Origin of the sequence: Borrelia venezuelensis (genome assembly GCF_023035835.1) — a bacterium.
Taxonomy (GTDB): Bacteria; Spirochaetota; Spirochaetia; order Borreliales; family Borreliaceae; genus Borrelia; species Borrelia turicatae.
In genome coordinates, this window is sequence record NZ_CP073220.1 from 304,210 (window position 1) to 328,372 (window position 24,163).

Annotated in this window: 27 protein-coding genes; 2 read left to right on the forward strand and 25 right to left on the reverse strand. The window is 29.4% G+C overall.

The window, feature by feature from the left end; translation table 11 throughout:
• Positions 1-7: 7 nt before the first annotated feature.
• From fliE to bvRMA01_RS01560, 22 genes are read right to left on the reverse strand one after another with little or no spacing between them, the layout of a single operon-like run.
• A complete protein-coding gene (gene fliE, locus bvRMA01_RS01455; protein ID WP_011772249.1) occupies positions 8-337 on the reverse strand; it encodes a flagellar hook-basal body complex protein FliE in 330 nt (109 codons plus the stop codon).
• A 15-nt stretch (positions 338-352) separates the two neighbouring features.
• Positions 353-811 carry a flagellar basal body rod protein FlgC gene (flgC, locus tag bvRMA01_RS01460; protein WP_247031670.1) on the reverse strand — a complete coding sequence of 153 codons (459 nt, stop codon included), beginning with the start codon at positions 809-811 and terminating at the stop codon, positions 353-355.
• A 25-nt stretch (positions 812-836) separates the two neighbouring features.
• Positions 837-1,247, reverse strand: coding sequence for a flagellar basal body rod protein FlgB (gene flgB, locus bvRMA01_RS01465; RefSeq protein WP_247032395.1), 411 nt, complete (start codon positions 1,245-1,247; stop codon positions 837-839).
• Positions 1,248-1,280: 33 nt separating this feature from the next.
• Positions 1,281-2,633 (reverse strand): HslU--HslV peptidase ATPase subunit, encoded by a 1,353-nt coding sequence (hslU, locus tag bvRMA01_RS01470; protein ID WP_247031672.1) that lies wholly within the window; start codon positions 2,631-2,633, stop codon positions 1,281-1,283.
• The gene (hslV, locus tag bvRMA01_RS01475; protein WP_011772253.1) at positions 2,633-3,175 is read right to left on the reverse strand and encodes an ATP-dependent protease subunit HslV; all 543 of its coding nucleotides are present in this window, start codon (positions 3,173-3,175) and stop codon (positions 2,633-2,635) included. Before hslV ends, hslU begins: the two co-directional genes overlap by 1 nt.
• Before the next feature lie 11 nt (positions 3,176-3,186).
• The gene (gene dprA / locus bvRMA01_RS01480; RefSeq protein ID WP_247031674.1) at positions 3,187-4,131 is read right to left on the reverse strand and encodes a DNA-processing protein DprA; all 945 of its coding nucleotides are present in this window, start codon (positions 4,129-4,131) and stop codon (positions 3,187-3,189) included.
• Between the two features lie 5 nt (positions 4,132-4,136).
• Entirely contained in the window at positions 4,137-4,826 is a 690-nt protein-coding gene (locus bvRMA01_RS01485; RefSeq protein WP_247031676.1) for a hypothetical protein, read from the reverse strand.
• The gene (gene ftsZ, locus bvRMA01_RS01490; protein WP_247031678.1) at positions 4,827-6,023 is read right to left on the reverse strand and encodes a cell division protein FtsZ; all 1,197 of its coding nucleotides are present in this window, start codon (positions 6,021-6,023) and stop codon (positions 4,827-4,829) included.
• A gap of 20 nt (positions 6,024-6,043) precedes the next feature.
• The gene (gene ftsA / locus bvRMA01_RS01495; RefSeq protein ID WP_011772257.1) at positions 6,044-7,285 is read right to left on the reverse strand and encodes a cell division protein FtsA; all 1,242 of its coding nucleotides are present in this window, start codon (positions 7,283-7,285) and stop codon (positions 6,044-6,046) included.
• The gene (locus bvRMA01_RS01500; RefSeq protein ID WP_247031680.1) at positions 7,285-8,028 is read right to left on the reverse strand and encodes a cell division protein FtsQ/DivIB; all 744 of its coding nucleotides are present in this window, start codon (positions 8,026-8,028) and stop codon (positions 7,285-7,287) included. The genes ftsA and bvRMA01_RS01500 overlap by 1 nt, the downstream gene beginning before the upstream one ends.
• 39 nt (positions 8,029-8,067) lie before the next feature.
• Entirely contained in the window at positions 8,068-9,162 is a 1,095-nt protein-coding gene (gene ftsW / locus bvRMA01_RS01505) for a putative lipid II flippase FtsW (RefSeq protein ID WP_247031682.1), read from the reverse strand.
• Positions 9,163-9,178: 16 nt separating this feature from the next.
• Positions 9,179-10,234 carry a phospho-N-acetylmuramoyl-pentapeptide-transferase gene (mraY, locus tag bvRMA01_RS01510; RefSeq protein WP_011772260.1) on the reverse strand — a complete coding sequence of 352 codons (1,056 nt, stop codon included), beginning with the start codon at positions 10,232-10,234 and terminating at the stop codon, positions 9,179-9,181.
• A gap of 17 nt (positions 10,235-10,251) precedes the next feature.
• On the reverse strand, positions 10,252-11,643 hold the full coding sequence (gene murF / locus bvRMA01_RS01515) for a UDP-N-acetylmuramoyl-tripeptide--D-alanyl-D-alanine ligase (RefSeq protein ID WP_247031684.1): 1,392 nt from the start codon (positions 11,641-11,643) through the stop codon (positions 10,252-10,254).
• A gap of 18 nt (positions 11,644-11,661) precedes the next feature.
• Complete coding sequence (locus bvRMA01_RS01520) at positions 11,662-11,943, reverse strand: hypothetical protein (protein WP_119024107.1); 282 nt, start codon at positions 11,941-11,943, stop codon at positions 11,662-11,664.
• Complete coding sequence (gene rsmH, locus bvRMA01_RS01525) at positions 11,936-12,829, reverse strand: 16S rRNA (cytosine(1402)-N(4))-methyltransferase RsmH (protein WP_247031687.1); 894 nt, start codon at positions 12,827-12,829, stop codon at positions 11,936-11,938. Before rsmH ends, bvRMA01_RS01520 begins: the two co-directional genes overlap by 8 nt.
• Positions 12,822-13,652 (reverse strand): hypothetical protein, encoded by an 831-nt coding sequence (locus tag bvRMA01_RS01530; protein WP_247031689.1) that lies wholly within the window; start codon positions 13,650-13,652, stop codon positions 12,822-12,824. Before bvRMA01_RS01530 ends, rsmH begins: the two co-directional genes overlap by 8 nt.
• 5 nt (positions 13,653-13,657) lie before the next feature.
• A complete protein-coding gene (locus tag bvRMA01_RS01535; protein WP_247031691.1) occupies positions 13,658-14,725 on the reverse strand; it encodes a hypothetical protein in 1,068 nt (355 codons plus the stop codon).
• Between the two features lie 25 nt (positions 14,726-14,750).
• Positions 14,751-15,509, reverse strand: a complete 759-nt coding sequence (locus bvRMA01_RS01540; RefSeq protein WP_247031693.1) for a hypothetical protein — start codon at positions 15,507-15,509, stop codon at positions 14,751-14,753.
• Positions 15,510-15,524: 15 nt separating this feature from the next.
• Positions 15,525-17,189: a DNA repair protein RecN gene (locus bvRMA01_RS01545; RefSeq protein ID WP_247031695.1), complete on the reverse strand. Its 1,665-nt coding sequence runs from the start codon at positions 17,187-17,189 to the stop codon at positions 15,525-15,527.
• Positions 17,190-17,235: 46 nt separating this feature from the next.
• Positions 17,236-18,072, reverse strand: a complete 837-nt coding sequence (locus bvRMA01_RS01550) for an NAD(+)/NADH kinase (protein ID WP_041178453.1) — start codon at positions 18,070-18,072, stop codon at positions 17,236-17,238.
• Complete coding sequence (locus bvRMA01_RS01555; protein WP_247031697.1) at positions 18,062-18,586, reverse strand: chemotaxis protein CheW; 525 nt, start codon at positions 18,584-18,586, stop codon at positions 18,062-18,064. The genes bvRMA01_RS01550 and bvRMA01_RS01555 overlap by 11 nt, the downstream gene beginning before the upstream one ends.
• Before the next feature lie 46 nt (positions 18,587-18,632).
• Positions 18,633-19,208, reverse strand: a complete 576-nt coding sequence (locus tag bvRMA01_RS01560) for an RlmE family RNA methyltransferase (RefSeq protein WP_247032396.1) — start codon at positions 19,206-19,208, stop codon at positions 18,633-18,635.
• A gap of 54 nt (positions 19,209-19,262) precedes the next feature.
• Between bvRMA01_RS01560 and bvRMA01_RS01565 the strand changes: the two genes are divergently transcribed.
• Complete coding sequence (locus bvRMA01_RS01565; RefSeq protein ID WP_247031699.1) at positions 19,263-20,309, forward strand: polyprenyl synthetase family protein; 1,047 nt, start codon at positions 19,263-19,265, stop codon at positions 20,307-20,309.
• Positions 20,306-20,989 (forward strand): tetratricopeptide repeat protein, encoded by a 684-nt coding sequence (locus bvRMA01_RS01570; protein WP_247031701.1) that lies wholly within the window; start codon positions 20,306-20,308, stop codon positions 20,987-20,989. The genes bvRMA01_RS01565 and bvRMA01_RS01570 overlap by 4 nt, the downstream gene beginning before the upstream one ends.
• On the opposite strand, the gene bvRMA01_RS01575 is transcribed toward bvRMA01_RS01570, so the two are convergent.
• From bvRMA01_RS01575 to bvRMA01_RS01585, 3 genes are read right to left on the reverse strand one after another with little or no spacing between them, the layout of a single operon-like run.
• On the reverse strand, positions 20,967-21,773 hold the full coding sequence (locus bvRMA01_RS01575) for an ABC transporter permease (RefSeq protein WP_247031703.1): 807 nt from the start codon (positions 21,771-21,773) through the stop codon (positions 20,967-20,969). The two genes, bvRMA01_RS01570 and bvRMA01_RS01575, sit on opposite strands and share 23 nt — an antisense overlap.
• Positions 21,774-22,706, reverse strand: coding sequence for an ABC transporter permease (locus tag bvRMA01_RS01580; RefSeq protein ID WP_247031705.1), 933 nt, complete (start codon positions 22,704-22,706; stop codon positions 21,774-21,776). It lies immediately after the preceding gene.
• On the reverse strand, positions 22,703-24,160 hold the full coding sequence (locus tag bvRMA01_RS01585) for an ATP-binding cassette domain-containing protein (protein WP_247031707.1): 1,458 nt from the start codon (positions 24,158-24,160) through the stop codon (positions 22,703-22,705). Before bvRMA01_RS01585 ends, bvRMA01_RS01580 begins: the two co-directional genes overlap by 4 nt.
• Positions 24,161-24,163 lie beyond the last annotated feature (3 nt).

Below are 24,163 nucleotides of genomic sequence, written 5' to 3' on the forward strand. Positions count from 1 at the left end.
TAGCTCCTTAACGAATATTAATTACATCTTGATAAGCCTTTATACTTCTCTCAACAACAGCCTTTGTAATACTTAAATTCATATTAGCTTTAGCCATTGCTATTGTAATATCATGCACATCGACACTATTTGGTTGCAAAATAGCTTGTTGAGACATTCTAGATACATCTAATTGGCTATTATTCACATCAGATATTAAATTCAAGAACAAATCTTTGAAAGACTCTGCCTTTACCTCACGTTTAACGTCAAAAACAGAAAAACTTTTATCAAAATGCAAAGGATTTTTACGAACTAAATAAACATTATTATCTGTAAAAAAAGAATCTACTTCCATTGCTCACAAACCTCCTTAATTCTGCAATATCGATAATGCACTCCTAAACATTGCTTTGCTACTATTAATGACAGTAGAATTTGCTTCATAAGCACGCGAAGCAGATATCATATCCACCATCTCTTCAACTGCATTCACATTAGGAAATTCCACATAACCCTTTCGCTCACCAGATTTTATTGCATCAGGATGAGTTGGATCATACTTTAATTTCAAAGGAGACTTGTCTCTCTCAATACCAGCAACCCTTACACCCTGACCAATTCCATTATCAAGATAATCAGGAACAAAAGGACCCTTCCAATACGGACTTACAACCCTTGGAGAAAAAACTATTCTCTGTCTTCTATAAGAGCCCCCCTCAGAAGTTCTAGTAGTCTCCACATTAGCAATATTATTTGCAATAACATCTAGTCTCAATCTTTGAGCTGTCAAACCCGTTGCAGCAGTATTAATACTTGAAAATAATCCCATATATAATATTCCTTGAGGTTATAACTTATTTTATTACAATATTTACACTTTTAAAATGATGGGCTTGAATATTTGTAAACAAACTATACATCATTTGATTCTGAGCAAGATTTTTCATCTCAGAATCAATATCAACATTATTACCATTATTATTGAGAGTAGAGAGATAATCAAGCATTCTGCGAGGTTTAACATCTAAATATCCCAACTCTTTAAAACCATCCAAATGCTTACCATTACCCCTTCTTAAAGATAAACTGCTTGCTCCTTCTTCATTAAAAATTGCTCGTTCAAGCTCAGACTCAAAAGTGACCTTACTTCTCTTAAAATTTGGAGTATCTACATTTGCAACATTATCAGCTATAACACTTTGTCTCAAACTAAGAACATCCAAATATCTATGCGCTAAATCAATTGACCTATCAAAAATATTCAAGCTCACACCCTCTATATCACAAAATACTTTTTACTATATTATATAATAATTTAAGTCTTTTTGTTCGTTAATTTTTATTTTTTCATTAACATAGTCCAAGTTTATTTCAAATTTTTTTAACTTGCTACCGGGTGCTTCAAAAAAAAGATCGGCAAGAATCTTTTCCATAACTCCATGCAACCTTCTTGCTCCAAGATTCTCTCCTTCATAATTCATATCAAAAGCAAGTTCAGCAATTCTATCAATCGCTTCTTCACTAAATGTCAAAGTCAAATTATAAACTTTAAACATTGCAATATACTGTTTTATTAAAGAGTTTTTAGTGTGTTTTAAAATATTTTTGAAATCATTCACACTTAAACCTTTAAGCTCAACCTTAATTGGAAACCTACCTTGAAGTTCTGGTATTAAATCGGATGGCTTTGATAAATTAAAAGCACCTGCAGCAATGAACAAAATATGAGAAGTATCCACTATCCCATATTTTGTATTAACCTTAGATCCTTCAACAATTGGCAAAATATCTCTCTGAACGCCTTCTCTAGATATATCATTTCCGGTTCTATTCTTAGTAACTATCTTATCGATCTCATCAATAAAAACAATTCCCATATTCTCAACTCTTGATTTGGCAACTTCTACAATATTTTCATGATCCACTAACTTTTCAAGCTCCTCAGATATAATTATCTCCCTGGCTTTTTTTATTTTTAATTCCCGTCTCTTCTTCCTATCAAATATATTATTAATCAATCCTCCAATACTCATATCAATCTCTTCGAAATTACTACCGGAAAATATTTCGATAGTAGAAACGGGCATTTTTCCTGAAACATAAATATCAATAAGATTATCATCAATATCCCCACTTCTTAATTGTTTCCTAAACTTATTTCTTAATTTATCACGAATTTTTCTTTCTTCTTCACTTGTATTATCACTCTCAGAACCCTCAGAAGTTTTCAAAAGTTTGTCAATTATTCTCTCCTCAGCACGCTTACTTGCCTCTTCGCGAACAGAATCATACATCTCTTCCCTTACCATATTCACCGCAATATTCATCAAATCACGAATCATAGACTCAACATCACGACCCACATAACCTACCTCGGTATATTTTGTAGCCTCGACTTTAATAAAAGGAGCCTTAATAAACTTTGAAAGCCTTCTTGCAATCTCAGTTTTACCAATTCCAGTTGAGCCAACCATAATAATGTTTTTAGGCATAACATCATCTCTTATTTCCTTGGGAAGCTTAGATCTTATATATCTATTAACAAGAGCAATTGAAACCAATTTCTTAGCTTCAACTTGCCCTATTATATATTTATCTAGCTCTGCAACAATCTCTTTAGGCACTATATTTTGATTTTCAGTCTTATCCATCAACTAATCTCCTCAAGCACGATATTTGAATTTGTATATATACAAACTCTTGCTGCTACCTTTAAAGACTTAAAAGCAATATCAGCAGCACTTAATTTTTTATTTTCCATATAAGCAAGCGCTGCTGAATATGCATAATTCCCTCCACTACCAATCGAAATCACATCTTCTTCGGGCTCAACAACATCTCCGGTACCTGAAATTAATAAAATATTTTCAGAATCAGCTACGAGCATCATTGCTTCAAGTTTATGAAGTATTTTGTCAGACCTCCAATCTTTTGCAAGCTCTACAGCAGCTCTCTTAATATCAATAATTCCATCTTCTCTAGCTTTAACCTTTTCTTCAAACTTCTCAAAAAGAGTAATAGCATCAGAAGTTGAACCTGCAAATCCTGCTAAAATTTTTCCATTAAACAACTTTCTTATTTTAATAGCATTGGATTTCAAAACAGTATATCCAAAAGTCACTTGTCCATCTGCTGCTACTACAGTCTTCCCACCCCTTCTTATTGCAATAACTGTAGTTCCTTTAAAACTCATGATGTCCCCCCCTATTTAGATATTTCATTCAATAACTTATTAATAAGCATACTCGATGTATCTTTGCATATACAACAGACCTTTGAGTTATCACTAATTTCAGGCTCATTATACTGAACATTTAGTATCTTATAAAGATCTGATACAGATTTTATCTCTTGAGCTCCAGAATCATATAAAACTCTAGAACCATCACCAGAATAATCAATATTATAAACATAAACATCAAGACCCAAATCAAGTCCAAGCTCAGCAGTAATTAAGGCTCCTGATTTCCTTGGTGCACAAGTAATAAAAACAACATCTGAAAGACCAGCCACTATTCTATTTCTCTTTGCAAAAAAATAATTTTGTATCTTCTCATAAGGCAAAGTTTCAGTAAGAACACCTCCACCATTTTCTAAAAGGCAAGCAACATATTTTCTATTTTGCTTTGGATAAATATTATCAATATCTGTTGCAATAACTGCATATGTTCTTTTTTTCTCATTCATTGCACCAAGATGCGCTGCGATATCAGCTCCTATTGCAAATCCAGATATTATTTCTACATGATTCTTAGCAAGATGAGACGACAACTCTTTAACTTTATCTGCCAACACTCTACTGATTTGCCTTGAACCAACAACAGCCCAAGACAAAGAATTAGAATCTGGAAGATTACCTTTATAATAAATAGCAAATGGAGGATTATAGATCCTCTTAAGCTTTAAAGGATAATCTTTAGATCCAAAAACAGCAATTCTTGCACTTGTTTTATTAATAATTTTTTGTTGCATTTCTATCAATTTTAAATCTGGAAGCTTATAGTCTCTCCTAAAAGCCCTAGATAAATAATTAGAAATATCTCTTAAACTTAACTTACAAAGACAACTTAAATCAAAATCATTAAAAATTCTAAGTTTCTCTTCACCCTTTAAAAATCTTAAATTATCAACATAAAGCAATTTAAACATAAAAGTTACTTAAAATTATTCATTATTCTATCAACACCATCTATTTGCTCTTGAGTCAAAGCTTTATCCTTTGCCTTCTTGTAAAACAACAAAGAATTATCAAAATCACCAAGAGAATAATAGTTTGCACCCCTCAGCATAAAAAATTCAAAATAATCCTCTCCCATAGACTCAAGTCTGCTTAAATATCCTTTAGCTTCCAACTGTTTATCAAGGTCATAAACATACATAGTAGAGAGAGCAAAAATCGCCTCTTTAAAATCATCTTTAATAGAGATTGATTTTAAAAAAGAACCTTCAGCAAGAATAAAATATTCACGAACCTTTTCTTTGGTTTCAATCCCCTTGGCTAAATTATAAGAAGAAACTCCTATATAAAAATGAGATAAATGATTATCAGGGCCATATTCCAAATTTTTATTCAAATACTCAATAGCAGGTCCATATTGACCAAGCCTAATAAGCTCAAGTCCAATCAAACTAAAAAATCTAGCCTTTTTATCAATTGAATTTATTATTTTTAAAATATTTTGCTCTTCTTTATCAATAAATTCCTTATAAACTTCAATTTTTTCTAATGAACCACCACCTGCTATCTCTATTTCTCTTATTCTAAGTCCAAGATTTACTTTTTCCTTAGATTCATCTCCACAAGAAATAACTAAAAACAAAAATATTGGTATCCATCTTTTCATTCAATTATCGCTATTTTTTTTATTTAAATTTCTAAGAAATGTAGGGACATCAATATCATCTTCAAAATAATTAACATTTTTTGACTTCGCTATAAAATTATCATTCGCCTCATAAACACTTCCTGAAACATCTTGACTACCTGACATTAAACTATCAAATTCTTTTGAACTTAAAGTATTATTTTCAACAGCACCAGATAAATCTTTCTGTTTTTTAGAAGAAAAACCAGTAGCAACAACTGTAACATAAATCTCATCATCAAGATTTGAATTAATTGCATGCCCATATATTACGGTAGCCTCATCATCAACACTAGCTGTAATAATTCCCATAATCTCTTCAAGCTCAAGCAATGAAAAATCTTCACCCCCAGTTATATTAACAAGAAGCCCTTTAGATCCTTCTATTCTAACCTCTTCAAGCAAAGGATTGCTAATAGCAGAAGTAGCCGCATCAACAGCCCTATTCTCACCCTTACCATAACCAATACCCATCAAAGCATCACCTTGTCCTTGCATAATGCTCTTAACATCAGCAAAATCAATATTAACTTCGCCATGCTCAATAATAAGACCTGCAATCCCCTGCACACCCATCCTTAAAACATCATCAGCCCTTTTGAAAGCATCCTTAATAGTAGTTCGCTTATCAACAACAGTTAAAAGTTTTTGATTTGGAATAATGATTAAAGTATCAACGGATTTTCTTAAATTATTTATTCCCTGTTCAGCAAGCCGCATCTTTTTAGGGCCTTCAAATTTAAAAGGCTTAGTAACAACCCCAACAGTCAAAATTCCAAGTTCTTTAGCCACTTGAGCAATAACAGGTGCAGCGCCTGTTCCAGTTCCTCCGCCCATTCCAGCAGTAATAAATACCATATCAGCACCTGCTAGATGATTTTTAATAATATCAATATCTTCTTCTGCAGCAGCTTGTCCAATCTCAGGTTTCCCACCGGCCCCAAGACCTGAAGTAACTTTAGCACCAAGCGCAATCTTTATTGGAGCAATAGAAGTTTGAAGAGCTTGAAGATCAGTATTTGCTACAATAAACTCAACATCTCTTACTCCATATTCAATCATACGATTGACAGCGTTGCTACCGCCACCGCCTGCACCAATTACTTTAAGAACCGTAGGATTTGTAGCAGAATCAAACCTTTTTGAATGACTATCAATAATATTATAATCTTTCATTAAACTTCCTCCATGACTGGTCAAAACCACTCCTTCAAAAACCAACCTTTCAATTTTGAAGATATTTTACTTTGTCTCTTAGATTTATTATTTCCCTTCTTTAATTTATTGAATTTTTGCTGTTCATGCTTATAAAGAACAAGCCCAAGAGCTGAGGAAAATTTAGGACCAATATATTCCTCTCCAACCCCATTAATATTCATTGGAAATCCTATTCTTGATGGATATTTAAATATTTCTTCTGTTAAATTAGAAATACCGGGAAACAAAGAGCCTCCTCCAGTTAAAACAATTCCTCCATTAATCTTATTATAAAGCCCTCTCTTCATTATTTCAGCTTTTATCATCTCAAAAATCTCACTTAATCTTGAATTAATTATTATAGCCAATTCTTTTCGACTTTTCTCTTGAGGCGGCCTGGTTCCAAGATTAGGAATAATAACACTTTCCACTTGACTCTCAAGAGCAGAAATATGAGCAACACCAGCCGTTATTTTAATATTCTCAGCAATATCTTCAGGTACTTTCCACACTTGTGCAATATCAAGAGTAACTCTATTTGCACCTATAGGAATTACTCCGGTATAATAAGGAGAGCCATCAATATAAAGAATTATGTCTGTTGTACCTTTACCCATGTCAACAAACAAAACTCCCATTTCTCTCTCTTCCTTAGATAAAGTAGCATAAGATGAGGCCAAACTTCCAAGCACAACTTCATCAACAGAAAATCCAGCACGATTCACACACCTAACCAAATTCTGACTTGAAGAACTAGATCCAGTAATAATATGCACTTCACCCTCAAGGCGGATTCCCATCATATCTATTGGATTTTTTATATGAGGAATCCCATCCACAATAAATTCTTGAGGAATCACATGTAAAATTTCTCTATCCATCGGAATCACAATTGCCTTAGCAGCTTCAATAACACGTTCAACATCTTCATTATCAATCTCCCTGGTTTTTGAATTTATTGCAACAACCCCACGAGAATTAGTACCCTCGATACTACTACCTGACATAGACACAGAAAGAGCGGAAATATCACACCCAGAAATAAGTTCAGCAGCTTCAATAGAACTAGAAATTGAATCAAGTGCAGCTTCAATATTTATAAGAACACCTTTCCTCACACCTCTTGATACACTAGTGCCTATTCCAACTATTTCCAACTGATTATTCAAGTTTACCTCAGCTACGACAGTACAAATCTTTGAAGTTCCAACATCTAATCCTACTATCAAATCCCTAGACACTAATCTTCTCCTAACAAAATGATATTACCGCTTCTTAAATCAACAGTATCAGACCTTCCCTTAAGCAAATCAGATATCATGAATACCTTATGCATTACACTTATTAAATCCATATCCGTTGTTATTAATATCTTATTATATATATTTTTTATATACAAAAAAATCTTGTAATCATAAAAATTCAACTTCAAAAAATTAATTTCCGATATTAAATTATACAAAGTATTTTGATTTATTTTAACATAGTTAAGGTTCTTTATAATAGCAAGCATTCTATCTTCTAAAAAATCACCAACTTCATTGCCATTTAAATTTAATCCACTAACTATAGGTAAATCATAAATTAAATCTTTACACTTTTCCAAAATTAAACCGTCTGAAGCAATAAAATAGTAAATAAAACTGCCATCAACATTCTCATAAGCAGTAACGATAGGCACTCTTCTCTCAATATTAATGCTAATTGTATTAGGAAATTTAAGTTTTACCGTCACATTCTTTACCCTTCGATCTCTCATAATATTTTTCTCATAAGCACTAACATCAGCATCATAATAATAAGTATTAGGCTTAATTCCTGAAATACTCAATATCTCTTCCTTAGAAATATGAATACTATCATTAAAACTAATGTATCTGATTAGAAAATAAGGGGAAATAAAAATAATAAAAACAATCTCAAGTAGTATAAGAGAAATTATTACATAAATATATATAATTAAAAATTTTCTATAAATCAACATAAATTTAAGATTAAATTATCATTTTGATAAAACTTCAAACTATTCACCTTCAACATCTCTAGAAACATTTGCAATAAGTCCAGAAAGAGCCATTGTAACAACAATAGAAGAACCACCTGACGAAAAAAATGGTAAATTTATACCTGTGGGAGGCAAAAGACCAATTGCAATTAAAATATTCATGATGCTTTGAAGAAAAATTGTAAGACTTGCAATAAACGCAATAAAAAATCTAAATCTGGTCTTAGCAAAAAGGGCAACAAAATACCCAAAATAGAACAATAAAAAAAATAATACAATAGCAAGACAAATCCCAAAAAATCCTAATTCCTCTCCAAGCACAGAAAAAATAAAATCAGAATTAGCCTCTGGAAGTCTGCCAAGCTTTACCTCACCCATTCCAAGCCCCCTCCCCCCAAGACCACCACTCTTAAAAGCATTAAGTGATGCAATTATTTGATATCCTCTTCCCAAAGGATCATCATAAGGATTTAAAAATGCAAAAATTCTAGCAACTCTGTAAGGTTCAAATATTAAAAAAAGCATAGCAATTGGAACAAAAGTAAATAAAATAGCAAAAACATATCCCAATGACATTCCAGAAACAAACAAAACAATAAAGAAAAGCATAGCAAAATAAATAGCCGTTGAATAATCATTTTGCAAAATTATGAGCAACCAAAAAATACCAAAAATTAACATTGGCTTTAGCCAATAAGAAATATTATTATCTGACTTTAATCTAAATCTACTCAAATAACTCGCAAGATAAATCGTAAAAGATACCTTAAAAATCTCTGAAGGCTGAATACTAACGCCTTTTAAAAATATCCACCTTTGTGTTCCTGAAACACTAGGAGAGAAAAAAGTTGCCAAAACTAATGTAAAAGTTACAAGCAATATAATAGAAACAATTTTTTTTAAAAAATCTAAAGGAATCCTTTCAAAGACAAAAAATACAATAAAACTTAAAAAAAGATATTTAAGACGCATTAAGAATAAAAAATTAGGATCCCCTGTAAGTTCTAGACTTAAAAAAAATGAAGATGTATAAAATACAACAAGACCATAAGCAATAAGCGACCATAAAACAAGTAAATAACATTTTCTAAGAGAGGTTCTCTCTACAAACATAAATATCAATTTAAACTCATCTAATCTTAAGAGTGCTTAAAGCAATTATAGCAAATATCAAACCTATTATCCAAAATCTAATAACAACCTGCATTTCAGACCACCCAAGCTCCTCAAAATGATGATGCAGTGGTGCCATTTTAAAAACCCTTTTCTTAGTATGCTTATAAACTACAACTTGAATAATTACAGATAAAGTCTCAACCACAAAAACCCCTGCAAGAATTGCAAAAAGAATCTCACTCTTTAAGATTAAAGCTGTCATCCCAAGAACCGCCCCGATTGAAAGACTACCAGTATCACCCATCATTATTTTAGCAGGATACGCATTAAACCACAAAAATCCAAAACTACCGCCAAGTAAAGCTCCAAGAAATACTACAAGTTCTTCAGCACCTTTAATATTTGGAATATTTAAATAAAATGCAAAATCTACTCTACTTGCAAGATATGCAATTATTACTAGAGCTCCTGTTACAACAATACTAAGTCCAATAGCAAGTCCATCAAGTCCATCTGTCAAATTAAAAGAATTAGACGCGGATATTAAAATAAACATCCCAAATGGAATATACAACACCCCCAAATCTAATTTAAGAGACTTAAAAAAAGGGAAATAAATTATACTAACATGTTCATCGCCAAAATAATAAAGCATAGTAACTGAAATACAAGAAAACAATATTTGCCCATAAATCTTAAATCGAGGATTAAGCCCATCTGAATTTTTTCTCTTTATTTTTAGCAAATCATCCATAAATCCTAAACAAGCAAAACTAACCATGACAAAAAGTATAATTAAAAAGTAAATATTCCAAAAATCAATCCAGAAAAATAAAGAAACTAAAACACAAAAAAAAATAAGAATACCTCCCATAGTAGGAATTCCTATCTTCTCACTTAAATGGCGCTTTGGTCCATCTTTCCTTAATATTTGATCTAGTTTTAGTTTTTTAAGTCTTAAAATAATAAATGGACCAAAAATTAATGCAAGCAAAAATGCAAAAATAGTAGCATAAGCGGTTCTAAAAGTAATATATTTCAACAATCTAAGTCCTAAAAGACAAAACATATCCCTCCCATTAGTCCTTAAAGATAATCAAGAATCCTTTCAAGTCTATTTGACCTTGACCCTTTAATAGCAATAAAACACTCAGATTCCAAATTCTTCACAAAATAATCAATAAAATTTTCAAAATTACTAAAATAAAATAAATTATCTAATGTTAAGTTTTCAATTTTTTTTACTTCTTGAAATTCTTCACCAATTAAAAAACCTTTATCAAAATTCATCAAAACAACTTCCCTAATCGCTGTTTTATGTATCTCATACGCAAATTTTCCAAGTTCTTTAAAAGCACCAAGAATAATAAATTTTTTACCATTTATCTCAAGACCTAAAATCATCTCCTTTAACGCCATAAATGAACCTAAATTACCGTTATAAGAATCATTCAAAATCAAATAATCCTTTACTCTTAAAAGCTCTGCCCTACCTTTTTGAAAATCAGCGTGCAATAAACCATTACGAATCTCATTTTCACTCAGTCCAAGCAACAAAGCTAAATGAATGCAAGATATTGCATTGAAAATATTATGCTGACCGGGTAATAAAATAGAATAATCAAACCCTTTATAAGTAAAATCATAAAAAAATTTATCATTTACAAATGCAAATGATCTAATTTGAAGACTATGAAAATCAAAATAAAAAATATTAATCCCTGGATTAATAGACTTAGCCATTACTCTTAAATGTAAATGATAAGGACAACTCTCATTTAAAATTACCATCTGAGTACTCTTAGTCATGATTTTACCCTTCTCAGCAGTAACAATCTCTAGATCTTCAAAAGCTTGCATATGAGCATAACTTATATTTGTTACAATAACAATTTCGGGATTTAATATTTCAGCAAGAAGGTTCATCTCTCCAATATAGCTAATCCCCACTTCAAAAACAGCATACTCTTCATCTCCCTCAGTTCTCAAAATACTCAAAGGCAACCCAATATCCGAATTTAAATTTCCCCAAGTTTTGCAAGTTTTATATCTCTCTGACAATATGCTGTAAAGCATCTCTTTTGTTGTAGTCTTTCCATTACTACCAGTAATAGCTATCCTCTTAAAACTTGTTCTTGTAATAAAATGTGCTGCTAAGTTTTGAAGAAAAATAACCACATTACTAGTAAGCAAAAAAACCAAATTCTCATCTCTGTTTAAATACTCAAGACACAAACTCTCACAATCTTTAGAGCACACAAAACATTTAACACCAATATCAATTAAATATTCGACAAAAGAAAATCCATCCACCCTATCACCTTTATATGCAAAATAAAGACTAGCACTACTATTTTTAGCATTTATTTCACGACTATCAAGCGAATAAAACGATACAATCTTTTGCATACTACTTGCATAACCAACAAATTTAATATCCTTTAGAGAATCTAAAATGTCTTCAATCTTTATATGCACCAAAAACCCTCATAGATTCTATCGTTTAATAACATTTATATCCTTATTATCCTTTTTTTCTAAATTCAAATAATCTTTACTAAGCTCTTCTATCCTATCAATACTTTGAAGTTCATATATTATGGTTAACAACCTAAGATTTTCATCAATAATATTACTTTGTTCATTATTTAAACCTTCAAACTCACGCAACTTTACAACATATCTAAAATTAAGATAAATATTTAAGCATATTATAATTGTTAATATCAGAATCAATAAAAAGTATAATCTAACTTCAATTTTTCCCATTTTACTCATATAATTTTTTGATGACTCTAAGCTTAGCACTTCGTGATGCATTATTAAATCTCTTTTCTTCACACCTTGGCATTATAGGCTTTTTAGTAAGTATACAATATTGGTCTTTACTTAAACCTTTAAAAAACTCTTTTACAATTTTATCTTCCAATGAATGAAATGTAACAATAGCCAAGACGCCATTATTTGATAAGCTTTCTACCCATAATGGCAAGCTTCTCTTTAAACGAAAAAGCTCATCATTAACATAAATTCTTAACGCTTGAAAAGTTTTTGTTGCCGGATTTATTTTAAGCTTTATCCTAGGATAGGCTTTGCTAACTATGTCCTGCAACTCTCTTGGGGTTTCTATTTTCTTAATTTTTCTATATTCTAAGATAGATTTAACAATTCTTCTAGAATAACGTTCACCACTTAATTCATATATTAAATTTTCAAGTCTTTTTTTGTCAAAAGTATTGATAATATCATAAGCACTAAGACCTCCAGCACCAGGATTCAGCCTCATATCTAATCTTTCATCTTCAAAAAAAGAAAATCCCCTACCACTCATTTTGTAATGAAACATGGAAATACCAAGATCAGCTAAAATAAAATTGATTTTACTACTTAAAGGATATTCACTAAAGAAATCATCAAACCAAGCATTAAAATATGAAACTCTTCCCTTAAATTCTATAAGAGATTCTTTTGCCCTATTTAAAACAACGTCATCCCTATCAATCCCAATCACATTTATGTTTTGATACTTCTTAAGAACTGCACTTGAGTGCCCACCTTCCCCAAGAGTACAATCAACAAAAACAAACCCATCACTTATATTTGATGCCTCTAAAAGATTAATAATTTCCTCAAGAAGTACAGGTATATGAAAAATATTACCCATTAAGTGTAAACCTATAAGTTAAACTATTTTCGGTATTATAAACATCGCCATATTTAATCTTAATTTCGTTATGACCGCTAGTAAACTCAAGATTATTTATCTCAATGTTTCCATTATCTCTTTTTATGTTAAAAAGATCTAAATTATAATCCTTATTATCAAAAACAACATATGAATTACCGTTTAAAGACATGCTCTGAAAATCAGCACGAAAAATACTGTTATTATTTAAAAACACTTCAAAATAGTAAATACCATTAATAGCTTTTGCAACACCAATATCTTTTTTCAAAAAATTTAAAACAAGACCATAATCACCCAATTCTAAATCTAAATCAATATTTTCCTTTAACTCAAACATTGTATCATCCTTACCTTTTAAAAGGATATTACTTAATAAAAAGGAAGAATTGATATTTAAATTATTTCTATTCTTTATCACAAATAAAGGATTAATTATACGCCCACTATAATGATCAACAACCACTACATCAAAAACTTTATTATCATTCTTCAAAAAAATTTTCTCATTATTATATATAAAATCACCAAAAAATTCCAAATTAAAACCCAAATCTTTATCAAAAATGATCAAAATGCTTCCATCATATTCACTAACCTTATTCTTGGAATACAAAATCTTATAATTATTTGAAAAAATAGAAAAGTGTGTATCTAAAGCTCTTAATTTTATACCAATACTTAAAGTATCATTTCTCAATTCTCCAAAATCACTTACCAAATCAAACTTCTCATCCTTTCCAAACTCCAAAAACGCATACAAATTAAAAAAATTAAAGAAAAAAAGAACAGCAATTATCATCACAACTACAACCCTAAATAATTTAAATCACTATTATCATTAAAATATAAAATTCCTTCATCAAATTCAACATATGAATTCACCTTATCTTTAAAAAAGATATTATCAAATAAATTATAAGAATCTACAGAATAAGTCCTTATATTGATCATACTACCACTCAAATCATAAAAATATACCCTATACACTCTAGAAAAAGGATCATAAGAGGCTTTTAAAACAGAATTTTTATTATCAACTTTAAAAGTTTTACCACTATTAATATTAAGTATTAAAAATGAATTTGCAGTCTCGACAAACAAATTATAAAATTTATCAATCTTAAAAAAAGGATTAAAATCTTTAATCTTTAAATTTTTCAAATATAAAAACTGATTATATCCATCCTCTAAGTTAAAAACCTCTATAGAGTATTCCTCATTCCCTCTCAAAATACATAAATATTTATTATTTAAGCTTAACTTAAGACATATAATTGGCAAACCAACACCTAATAAATCACCACCATAAACCATTTTTCCACGTTTATACACATAAGTCTTGCCATCAGAAAGTCCTAAAGCCAAAACATCATCATTATAATCAATACTTAATATTGAAGCCATAAACTTGAAAGACAAAATTCTACTTCCATCTGCCCCATAAACTTCTAAAGCCTTATGTAAATTATTTAAAGCAAAAACAACATTATCTTTTGTAAAAACAAAATCCTTATATGCCAAAGAAAATAAAAATTTATCTGTCTCTCTAGAAAATACAGAATAATTATTTTTAAACCTGTTAAGCACATAATAATAGTCTGAAAAACTTACTAAACGATCACTTACAACATGATAATCATATTTATTGAGATCTAGATTCAAAATTTGATCATTAATAAAAACATTACGCTTTGGAACAATATCAACCAAATTATCAGACTTCTTAAAGTGATTAAACTTATAAAAGATTGAAATATCAATCGTTGATTTCAAGATAGAATCAACTAATACTATGAATATCAATAAAAAAATTGATAACAAAAAATTTTTGATTTTTCTAAATCGAGTTGAATTTTCTTTACAAAGATTCACACCTATTAAAATCCTCCCCTCAAACTCATCTACTCTTGCTCAAATCCGACTGAAATTTAACAGACCAAACTTCATAAAATTTTGTAAATTTCTCAGCTATCGATTTCTGAGAAGTAACAGTAGCTAAAGTTTTTCCGGCCTGAATATAACTTAAAATCTGTTCTGAGAGTCCATAAGCCCCATTTACTTCATATCTTGATCTTAACAAAAATGCTCCTTCCTCTAGGAGATCTAAAGATTTAATAAGATGAGCTAATTGAACCTTATAAAAAGGACTATCAATAACTAAATTTTTTGACAAATTCTTAAAATCAATAAAATTTTTAACCAGAACAATAAATTTAAGATATATATCTTCTAAAAAGAGAATCGCTTTAGAATCACCTTTACTAAAATACATTCCCAAATCAATAAGATATCCTAACTTTCTAATAATCAAAAATCGTTCTTCAGGATTTAAATTAAGCACAGACTCATTATCCATAAGTTCGCCAAAAGAAATAAGTAAAACAGGACTTACAAACAACGAAAAATCAGAAATAAAACTAAAAAGATTTACTCGAAAATCATAGTTAACTTTTAATCTAGGCTTTGTGTAAAAATAATTTAATGATGCAATATAACTTAGAACATTTAAATTTAAGTTAATAAAATTAACCGTTACACCTGAATCCAGTGCAAGCTTACCGGATTTCTTGATGCCTTTTATATCTTTTAAAGCTTGCAAAATAAGATCATCAATAAACAAAATTTTTTGATAATTTTCATTATGCACTAAATCCATAAATACCCACTCATATCAATTATTACCTTTTAAAAGCTCTTCTGCATGTTGAAAGCTAATATCATTAACATTTCCACTAAGCATGCGAGCAACCTCTAAAACACGATCATTACCCAATAATAAACAGGCCTGAACATAAGTCCTATCTTCAATATATTCCTTTTTTACCAAAATATGATAATCTGAAAGACTTGCAATATTAGCAAGATGAGTAACAACAAATATTTGCATATTTTCTGACAATCCTTTTAAATACTTGCCCAAACTCATCCCAGACTCACCCCCTATACCAGAATCAATCTCATCAAATATGATAAGCTTACTCTCATCAACATTTTGAACACTCTTAATAGCCAACATTATTCTTGAAAGCTCACCCCCAGATGCAATTCTATAAATTGGTTGGGCTTTTAGCCCAGTATTACTAGAAATTAAAAATTCCACCTTATCTATACCCGTTGATTTGATTTTTCCTTCAGAGACTGACACAAAAAAATCTGCATCACCCATATTAAGCTTATGCAAAATCTCAGTTACTCCAGATGCAAATCTTAAAGCAGCAGCCTCTCTAACACTTGAGATATCGAATGCCAATTTTTTCACTCTCTCAAACAAATCATTTAACATTTGCTCTTTACCCAATCTTTCAGTCTCAAAATTAAGTGACAAATCAATAATGTCATCACACCTTTTCCTAAATACTATGACATCCTCAAGACTTGGTCCATATTTTTTGCGAAGACGAGAGAGGTCATGTAAACTATTCTCTACTGACTCAATTTCCTTCTCATCATAAGTCTTGTCAAAAAGATACCTACTATAAGCTTGACCAATATCTTCAAGCTCATAGTAAGAACTCTTAAGACGATTTTCAAGTTCAAAATAATTATTGTTCACTCCTGAGAGATACTCAGCATCACAAATTACATTCCTTATCTTACTTAAAGCAGAAACATTATTATTCAAGCTCAAAACACTCTTCAAGCTTGAAAGTGCATTACATAAAGATTCATGATTTTTAAGCTCATCTAACCTAGTCTTTAAAATTTCTTCTTCACCTATTTTAGGATTAAAAGAATCTATCTCATCAATTATTTTTTCACATTCCTCTTTACTATCTTTATGCAATTTCTCTTTCGAAACAAAATCATCATAGTCATTTAAATATTGAATATATTCTTCATAGACTAATCTATATTTCTCCAATTGAGAATTTAAATTAGCATAATTATCCAAAATCTTCAAATTACTTGAGGGATTTTTCAAAATTAAATACTGTTGATTTTGAGAATGAACCTCAATCAACATATTAAAAATTGGCTTTAATATGGTACTAGAAATTGATTCATTATTAATATAATAATTACTCAAAAGAGTCTCTGAAGATTCAAATATAATTACTCTTTTTATAATAATAAAATCTGGGGCTAATATAGCTTTAGAAGACAAATAATCTCTAACATCACCATTCACCCTAAACTTGGCAAGTAAAACACATTCCTGTTCTCCATTAATAATTATATTACTTTTAATTTTTCCACCAAATAAATAATAAATTGATGATAATAATAAGCTTTTTCCACTTCCAGACTCACCTGTGAGCGCTACCAACCCCGTACTTATCTTAATAGAAAGCTCTTTAATTAAAACAAAATTTTTTACAAAAAGTTCAACTAACATACAAAACTTCAAAACAAGCTATATCTATATTACAAAACGCCATACATTATAATAACTTATTTTTAAGTCTTCTAACAAAAGTATCTGTACAAAATGATGCAAAACGTAAACTCTTATTATCAAGTCCCAACTCAAAAATAATATTAACCCCAAATTTACCAATATTAACGCCATCAACGAAAATTGATGCTGAGTTTAACGCATATCCTTTCTGAAATGAAAGTGAAAGCTTACTCCCGCTTGAAAAAATAAAGGAACGATTATAAACAGAATGTGGGGAAATAGGAGTTAAGATAAAAGCCTGAAGATCTGATTCTAAAATAGATCCACCTGCTGAGAAAGAATATCCGGTTGAACCTGTAGGAGTTGCAAATATTATTCCATCACTCCTATATGAGAGAAAATCTTCTGAATTAACCCTAAGATTTACATAAATCAACTTATTAATAACACTAGAACGAATAATTACATCATTTAAAGCATATTTGGTAAACACATTATTTCCATTCTCATAAGCACTAATACTAAGTAAATATTTACTATGAATAACTAAAGAATTATCAAAAAACTTATCTATGACCTCTTTAAAATCGATAGGTTTTATGTCTGCTAAAAATCCTACCTTGCCTAAATTTATTGAAATAATTGGAATATCAATATCATTCTTCAAAAGCAAGCTACTAGCTAATAAAACCGTACCATCTCCACCCAAAGTTATTGCAAGAATCAAATTATCCTCAGTTAACACCTCTGAAGATTTATCAATTCCTGCAAATAAGCTTAAAACACCATATTTATGTTCTAAATATTTTTGTATTTCACAAGCAAGAACCTCGGCATCTAAATTTGAATAATTCACGTAAATGAGAACCTTACTCTTCATTATTCTCCTTATATGGAATCCGTGCAAATTCGCCCTTGTCAAATATCCGTTCAATATCAATTAAAATTAAATATTCACTCTCAAAATTTTCCTCATTCTCAATTTTAACAACACCAGATATGTATTTTCTATCCAAAGTTTGCAAGGTCGCAGGGGGTTCTTGTACCTTTGATGTCTCAAAGCTAATAACCTTGAGAACTTTATCTACAAATATTCCTAAAAGCTTATCTTTGATATTAACTATTAAATAACCTGTTAAAAGTTTATCTTCTTCCGTTACATAAACAGAAGGAATTTTAAATCTAATATTTAAATTTATTAAAGGGATAACACTCCCTCTAAGATTATAAATACCCGTAATATAATCAGGAACATTGGGTATTGCATATATACCTTCTAAAGGCACTTTAATTACTTCCCTAATGTGATCTATTGCAACCCCATAACTCTCTTTGCCTATCTTAAAACATGCAACTTGCAAATGAGACTTTTTTTCCATAATTTTTTCTTTCATAAACACATCCCAATACCCTTAAATAATTTAAATATTTGTATCTAATTTAATTAAAATCCTTAGATAAAAAATAAATCTCAAAGGAATTCTTCCGCACAGCTTTAGGTCTAATTTTTTTGACAATCTTAAAACAACTCTTAAGCTTATAAAAAAGCTGTTCTTCCTCACCTCCTTGAAAAACCTTAAGTAATAAATTACCACCTTTTACCAAAATTCTAGAAGCCAATTCAATTATTCTCATATTCAAATTAAAAGAATTACTTGTATCAACTAATCTATTACCAGTAGTCTTGAGAGCTGCATCACTTATAATTAAACTATAAGGTGCAAAAGTCTCGATCTTTTGACAAACCTCATCGATATATATATTACCTTTGATAAAATAAAAATTATTAGTAAAATTAAGATCTATATCATTAAGGTCAACTGCAACAAGCACCCCATCTTTAAGATTTCCATAAGCATATTGAGAAAAACTGCCAGGAGACGCCCCAACATCCAATATATTGCCAGAAGAAAACAAAGAAAATCTCTTATCAATTTCTATTAACTTATAAACAGATCTAGCAAGATATCCTTCTTTTTTAGCTCTTCGTGAATATTCATCAACAACATTATACATATCAATGCTCTGCAATACACTCAATCCATTATACTTTTTATTATAATTATTATTATGCAAAATAAATCATTTTTAGATAAGATCGAAAAAAATATTAATAATATATTCTCACAAGACCATTTTCTTAATTTATTTAAAGACAAAGATTTAAAGCTAAAACTTAATATACAAAAAAATACAATAAAGACAATTAAAGCCCCAGCTATTGAAATAATAAATAGAGGGGGAAAGAAAATAAGACCAATGCTAATGATTTTACTAGCATATGCATTAGGATATAATAAAAAAAATACTGAGAATCTATACAAACTAAGCATGCTACTTGAATTACCTCATTCTGGAAGTTTAATTATTGATGACATAGAAGATGGGGCTATTAAAAGAAGGGGTAAACCTGCTATTCACTTAATTTACGGATTAGATAACAGTATTAATACAGCAAATTTAATTTACTTTTTGCCTGCAAAATTAATACAAACTTCCAAATTAAAAAAAAGTCAAAAACTATTAATTTATGAAAATTTTTTCACAACGCTCTCAAATCTTCACCTAGGACAAGGAATTGATATCGCATTGCACAATGGGACATATATTCCAAACCTTGACGAATACATATCTTTAGTAGAACTTAAAACAAGCTGCCTTTTTGGAATGGCTGGATTTTTAGCCGGAATACTTACAAACAATGAAAGTAAAGCAAAAAATCTTTACAACACATTTCTAAAACTTGGAACCTGTTTCCAAATAATAGACGATATCAAAAATATTAAAGATGGAATTAACGGCAAAGATTTTGGAGATGACTTAATTGAAGGAAAAAAAAGTCTGCCCATAATATACTTTTTAAAAGAAAAACTATTGGATGAGCAAATCATTCAAGAATTAAGTGCAATTAAAAATAAATCTATAAATGAATCAAAAAAAGAAATATTAAAATTTAGCAATATGATTAACTCATCAAGTGCCATTCAAAATTCTGCAAATCTTGCAATGTCGTACCTTAATAAATTTACAGAAGAATTAAATTCATACGCATTGATCAACAAGTATAAAGATATGATAATGAACATTGTAAAGAAAATAAAAGAGGAAAATTTATGAAAAAATATGTAATAATGCTAATCTGGATGAATATCATTACTTTTATTTATGCAACAATTCCTACAGAAGATATCAACAAAATAGATGAGCTTTATACAAAATCAATGTTACTCAAAGAGCTAAAAAAATATAATCAATCCAAAGCATTATTAATGCAAATTATAAATACAGATCCAAAACAAGTTGATGCATATTTACTAATTGCAGAATTAGAATACTTGATGAATAACTGGTTGCAAGCAATCGAACAAACAAAAACTTATCTACAAATAATTGATTTGAAAGATACAAAAAATTATCTTGATATCTCATGGGCATATTTTCTCATGGGGGAATCAAGAAACTCAATGGACTATATAATGCAATTTATTCAAGATAATAAAGAACTACTAAATACTAACATATACATATTAATTGATACTATTTTAAAAAAAGGATTTTATCATTTCATACAAGATGAGGACTTAATATTTAATCTGATAATAAATACTCTTTTCCAAATAGAAACATATGATGACACCATATTTACAATTTTTCTAAACAATTTAGATATCATCAAACAAATGCCCTTTTACAAATTTAATAAAATTAAAATCAAAGATTTAGAATTACAAATTCGAGCCTTAAAAAAGCTCAAAAATTCGACAAATGATATTGCTAAAACAGGTTGGTTTTTCTAAAAAATGAGACAAATATATTAATTAATATAGCCATATAAAAGGGTAACGAAAGGGCAAAATAAGAATTAACATAATCCTGAAAATTAAAAAACTCGTATTCAATAAATATCATTAAAAATGCACTTGGAAAAATGAGCCAAGGATTTGCAAATGCAATATACAGTATACAAATAGCAAGCCAACCATTATTTAACCCCAAATCATAAGAATAAACATTAAAATTGATAGCAAGAAATGAACCTGCAATACTTGCCGAGATTATGGATACAAAAATAGCAAAAGATTTAAAGTAATTACTAGTTCGCTCACCTAAGATATTTTCATAATCATTCGAGCGAATGAACTCAAAAACTACTCTAACTCTTGAATAATTTAGTATATAAATACTAAAACTTAAAAAAACGAAAAAAAATATAACAAAAAAAATAATAGCAAAATTATTGGAAATATTTAAACTAAATCCTGGAATAAAATTGAAATTAGCTTTCATCAAAACCCTAACTAAAAAATAACACAATATGTTAATTCCTATACCCGTTATAAAAATGTTATAATCATTTATTACAATACAAGATAAAAAAAAACCAAAGATCAAACTAATAAAAATCGTCATAACAACTGAAGCAAATATTCCATATCCCAAATAAATAAAAAAAGATGTTAGGAAAACAGATAAAAAAGAAATTCCTTCAATAGATATATTTAGAAGTCCTACTCTCTCAGCATAAAGAATTCCAAGAGCTAAATATGCAAATACTATAGAATGCAAAAAAATACCAAACATTTATTTTTTACCCGCATTAATTAAAAACAATGAAATAAAAATCGATATAGCTTGATATAAACCAATAAATTCAAATTTAAACGAATAATTTATTTTAAGATAATTATTAAATTCATTCAGCATTGCAAAAAACAAACTAAAACATAATACATACATATAATTAAATCCTGAAACTACAGCAACAACAAATCCATTCCAGCCAAGCCCGGCGGTTAATCCTAAAAATAAATAATTCTTAAAAAAAATTAAAAAGATTGAACCCACAAGACCATTTAAAAAAGCACTGGTAAATACCGTACAAAACTTATACTTAAATTCATTAATACCGAAAAATTTGCTTAACGGCTTTCTATCACTCAATATTTCAAGTCTTAATCCTAAAATAGTTCTCTTATGAATAAATACATAACATCCCCAAACCAAAATACTAAATAAAAGCAAATATGGAAAAGCAGTATCAATAGCGAATATCTTATCAATACTTTTTGTCTGATTTAAAAGTCCATTCGAGCCTAAAAGCTTTGATATAAATCCATCAACTAATCTCTGATTTCCATAAGACATTAAAAGACCTGTAAGCATCCCATTTACTCCACAAAAAAATGTCAGTAAAAAAGGAATAATTCCTATAACACCAACTAAAAATGAGCTTAAAATTATTATTAATACAAAATTAAAGTATGTAAGTCCACAAAACTCACAAAATATATATGATAAAAATGCTCCGAAATAAACTTGACCCTCATCGCCAAGAGTCAAACTATTACTTTTAGCACAAGTCGAGATTCCTGTCGCAATTAATAAGAGCAACATAAAGTTCCACAACATCACTTTCATATAAGAAAAACTAAAAAAACCATCAAAAAAATAGTTAATACTCAATACACTCAGTGAAAATATTAACAAAATATATTCTCTTCTAAATGCCCTCATATAAACAACATTTCCTTTAAAGCCTCTTTATTGATATGTTCTCTTTTCAATCTCAATACAACCTCACCAGCCTTTATTGCCAAAACATCATCAGATAAAAGCAGTAATTCATCTAAATTAGGAGTAATTAGTAGTACAGGCTTTTCATTAGAAAAATTACGAATAAAATTAGATGTCTCACTATACGCTCTATAGTCTAAATTACTAAGAGGTGAAAAACAAATTAAAAAGCTCTTTGTAATATATTTTTCCCTAAAAAGAGCAAGTTTTTTTAAAGTTCCGCCAGAAAATGATAAAGACTTAGAATAAAAAGTCTTTAATATCTTACTATCACAATATTCCATGTCGCTCTTAAAAAATTTTTTAAGATCATTAATAATAGACTGTTTAATAAAAATTTCATTTTCAAAACTCATTATTTTGGCCAAAAAGCTATCCAATATAGTCATATTATCAGAAAATAAATTACCAATTCCTAAAGGTAAAAACCCAGCCTTTAACTCATAAAAATTAATATATTCATATCTATGCCCATTTATCTTTATACATCCTACAAATGGAATCTCACCTAAGAATAATTTCTCCCATGTTTTTATTACTGCCTCTTCTGCAATAATTCCTAAAACTCCTCTTTTTTTCAAAGAAAAACTAATATCATACTTCCAAAAATCTTCAAAAAACAAATTAAATTTTATAAAATCCTCATTTGGCCCACCACGCCTAATACTCATAGAAATAAACTTATCAGCAGGAATTTCAAGCTTGCTAAGTATTATCTCTTTATTTGTCGTTCTAAAACACTTCCCCTCTTTTAAAATAACAAATTCATCACTAAATTTTATGGCATCGCCAATCTCTCTATGTGTAATAAAAAGAGAAGTAATACCTGCCCTTTTAAGGGCCTGAAGCAATTTAATAAACTCTTTAGCCTCTTTTTGAGAAAAATAAGAAACACTCTCATCAAAAATAATAATCTTTGCATTTTTTTTCAGGGAAGAAATAATAAGCAAAAAATAGATTTCTTTAATATTCAAATCTTGTATTCTAGTCTCTAGATCAAAAGCAATATTATAAAATTGTCTAAGCCATTTATAATATCTATAGGTATGGGATTTATTCATTGGCATAAAAAATTGAGAATCAAACCAATAAATACTAAGATATTCCCAAACTTTTAAGTTCATATCAAGTTTTGGAATCTGAGACACAATATAAATACCATTACTCTTTGCTACATCCACATTCCAGTTTTTTTGCCTAATATTATTTACAAATACATCACCACTATCAAAACGAATAAATCCAGCTATAATTTTTGATAAGGTACTCTTACCTTCCCCATTTCTCCCAATTACAGTCAAGATTTTAGATTCCTCAATTCTTAAATTAACACTATCTAGAATAGGTTTTTCAATATCTGGGAAAGATTTTACTATGTTTTTAAACTCTACCATAAA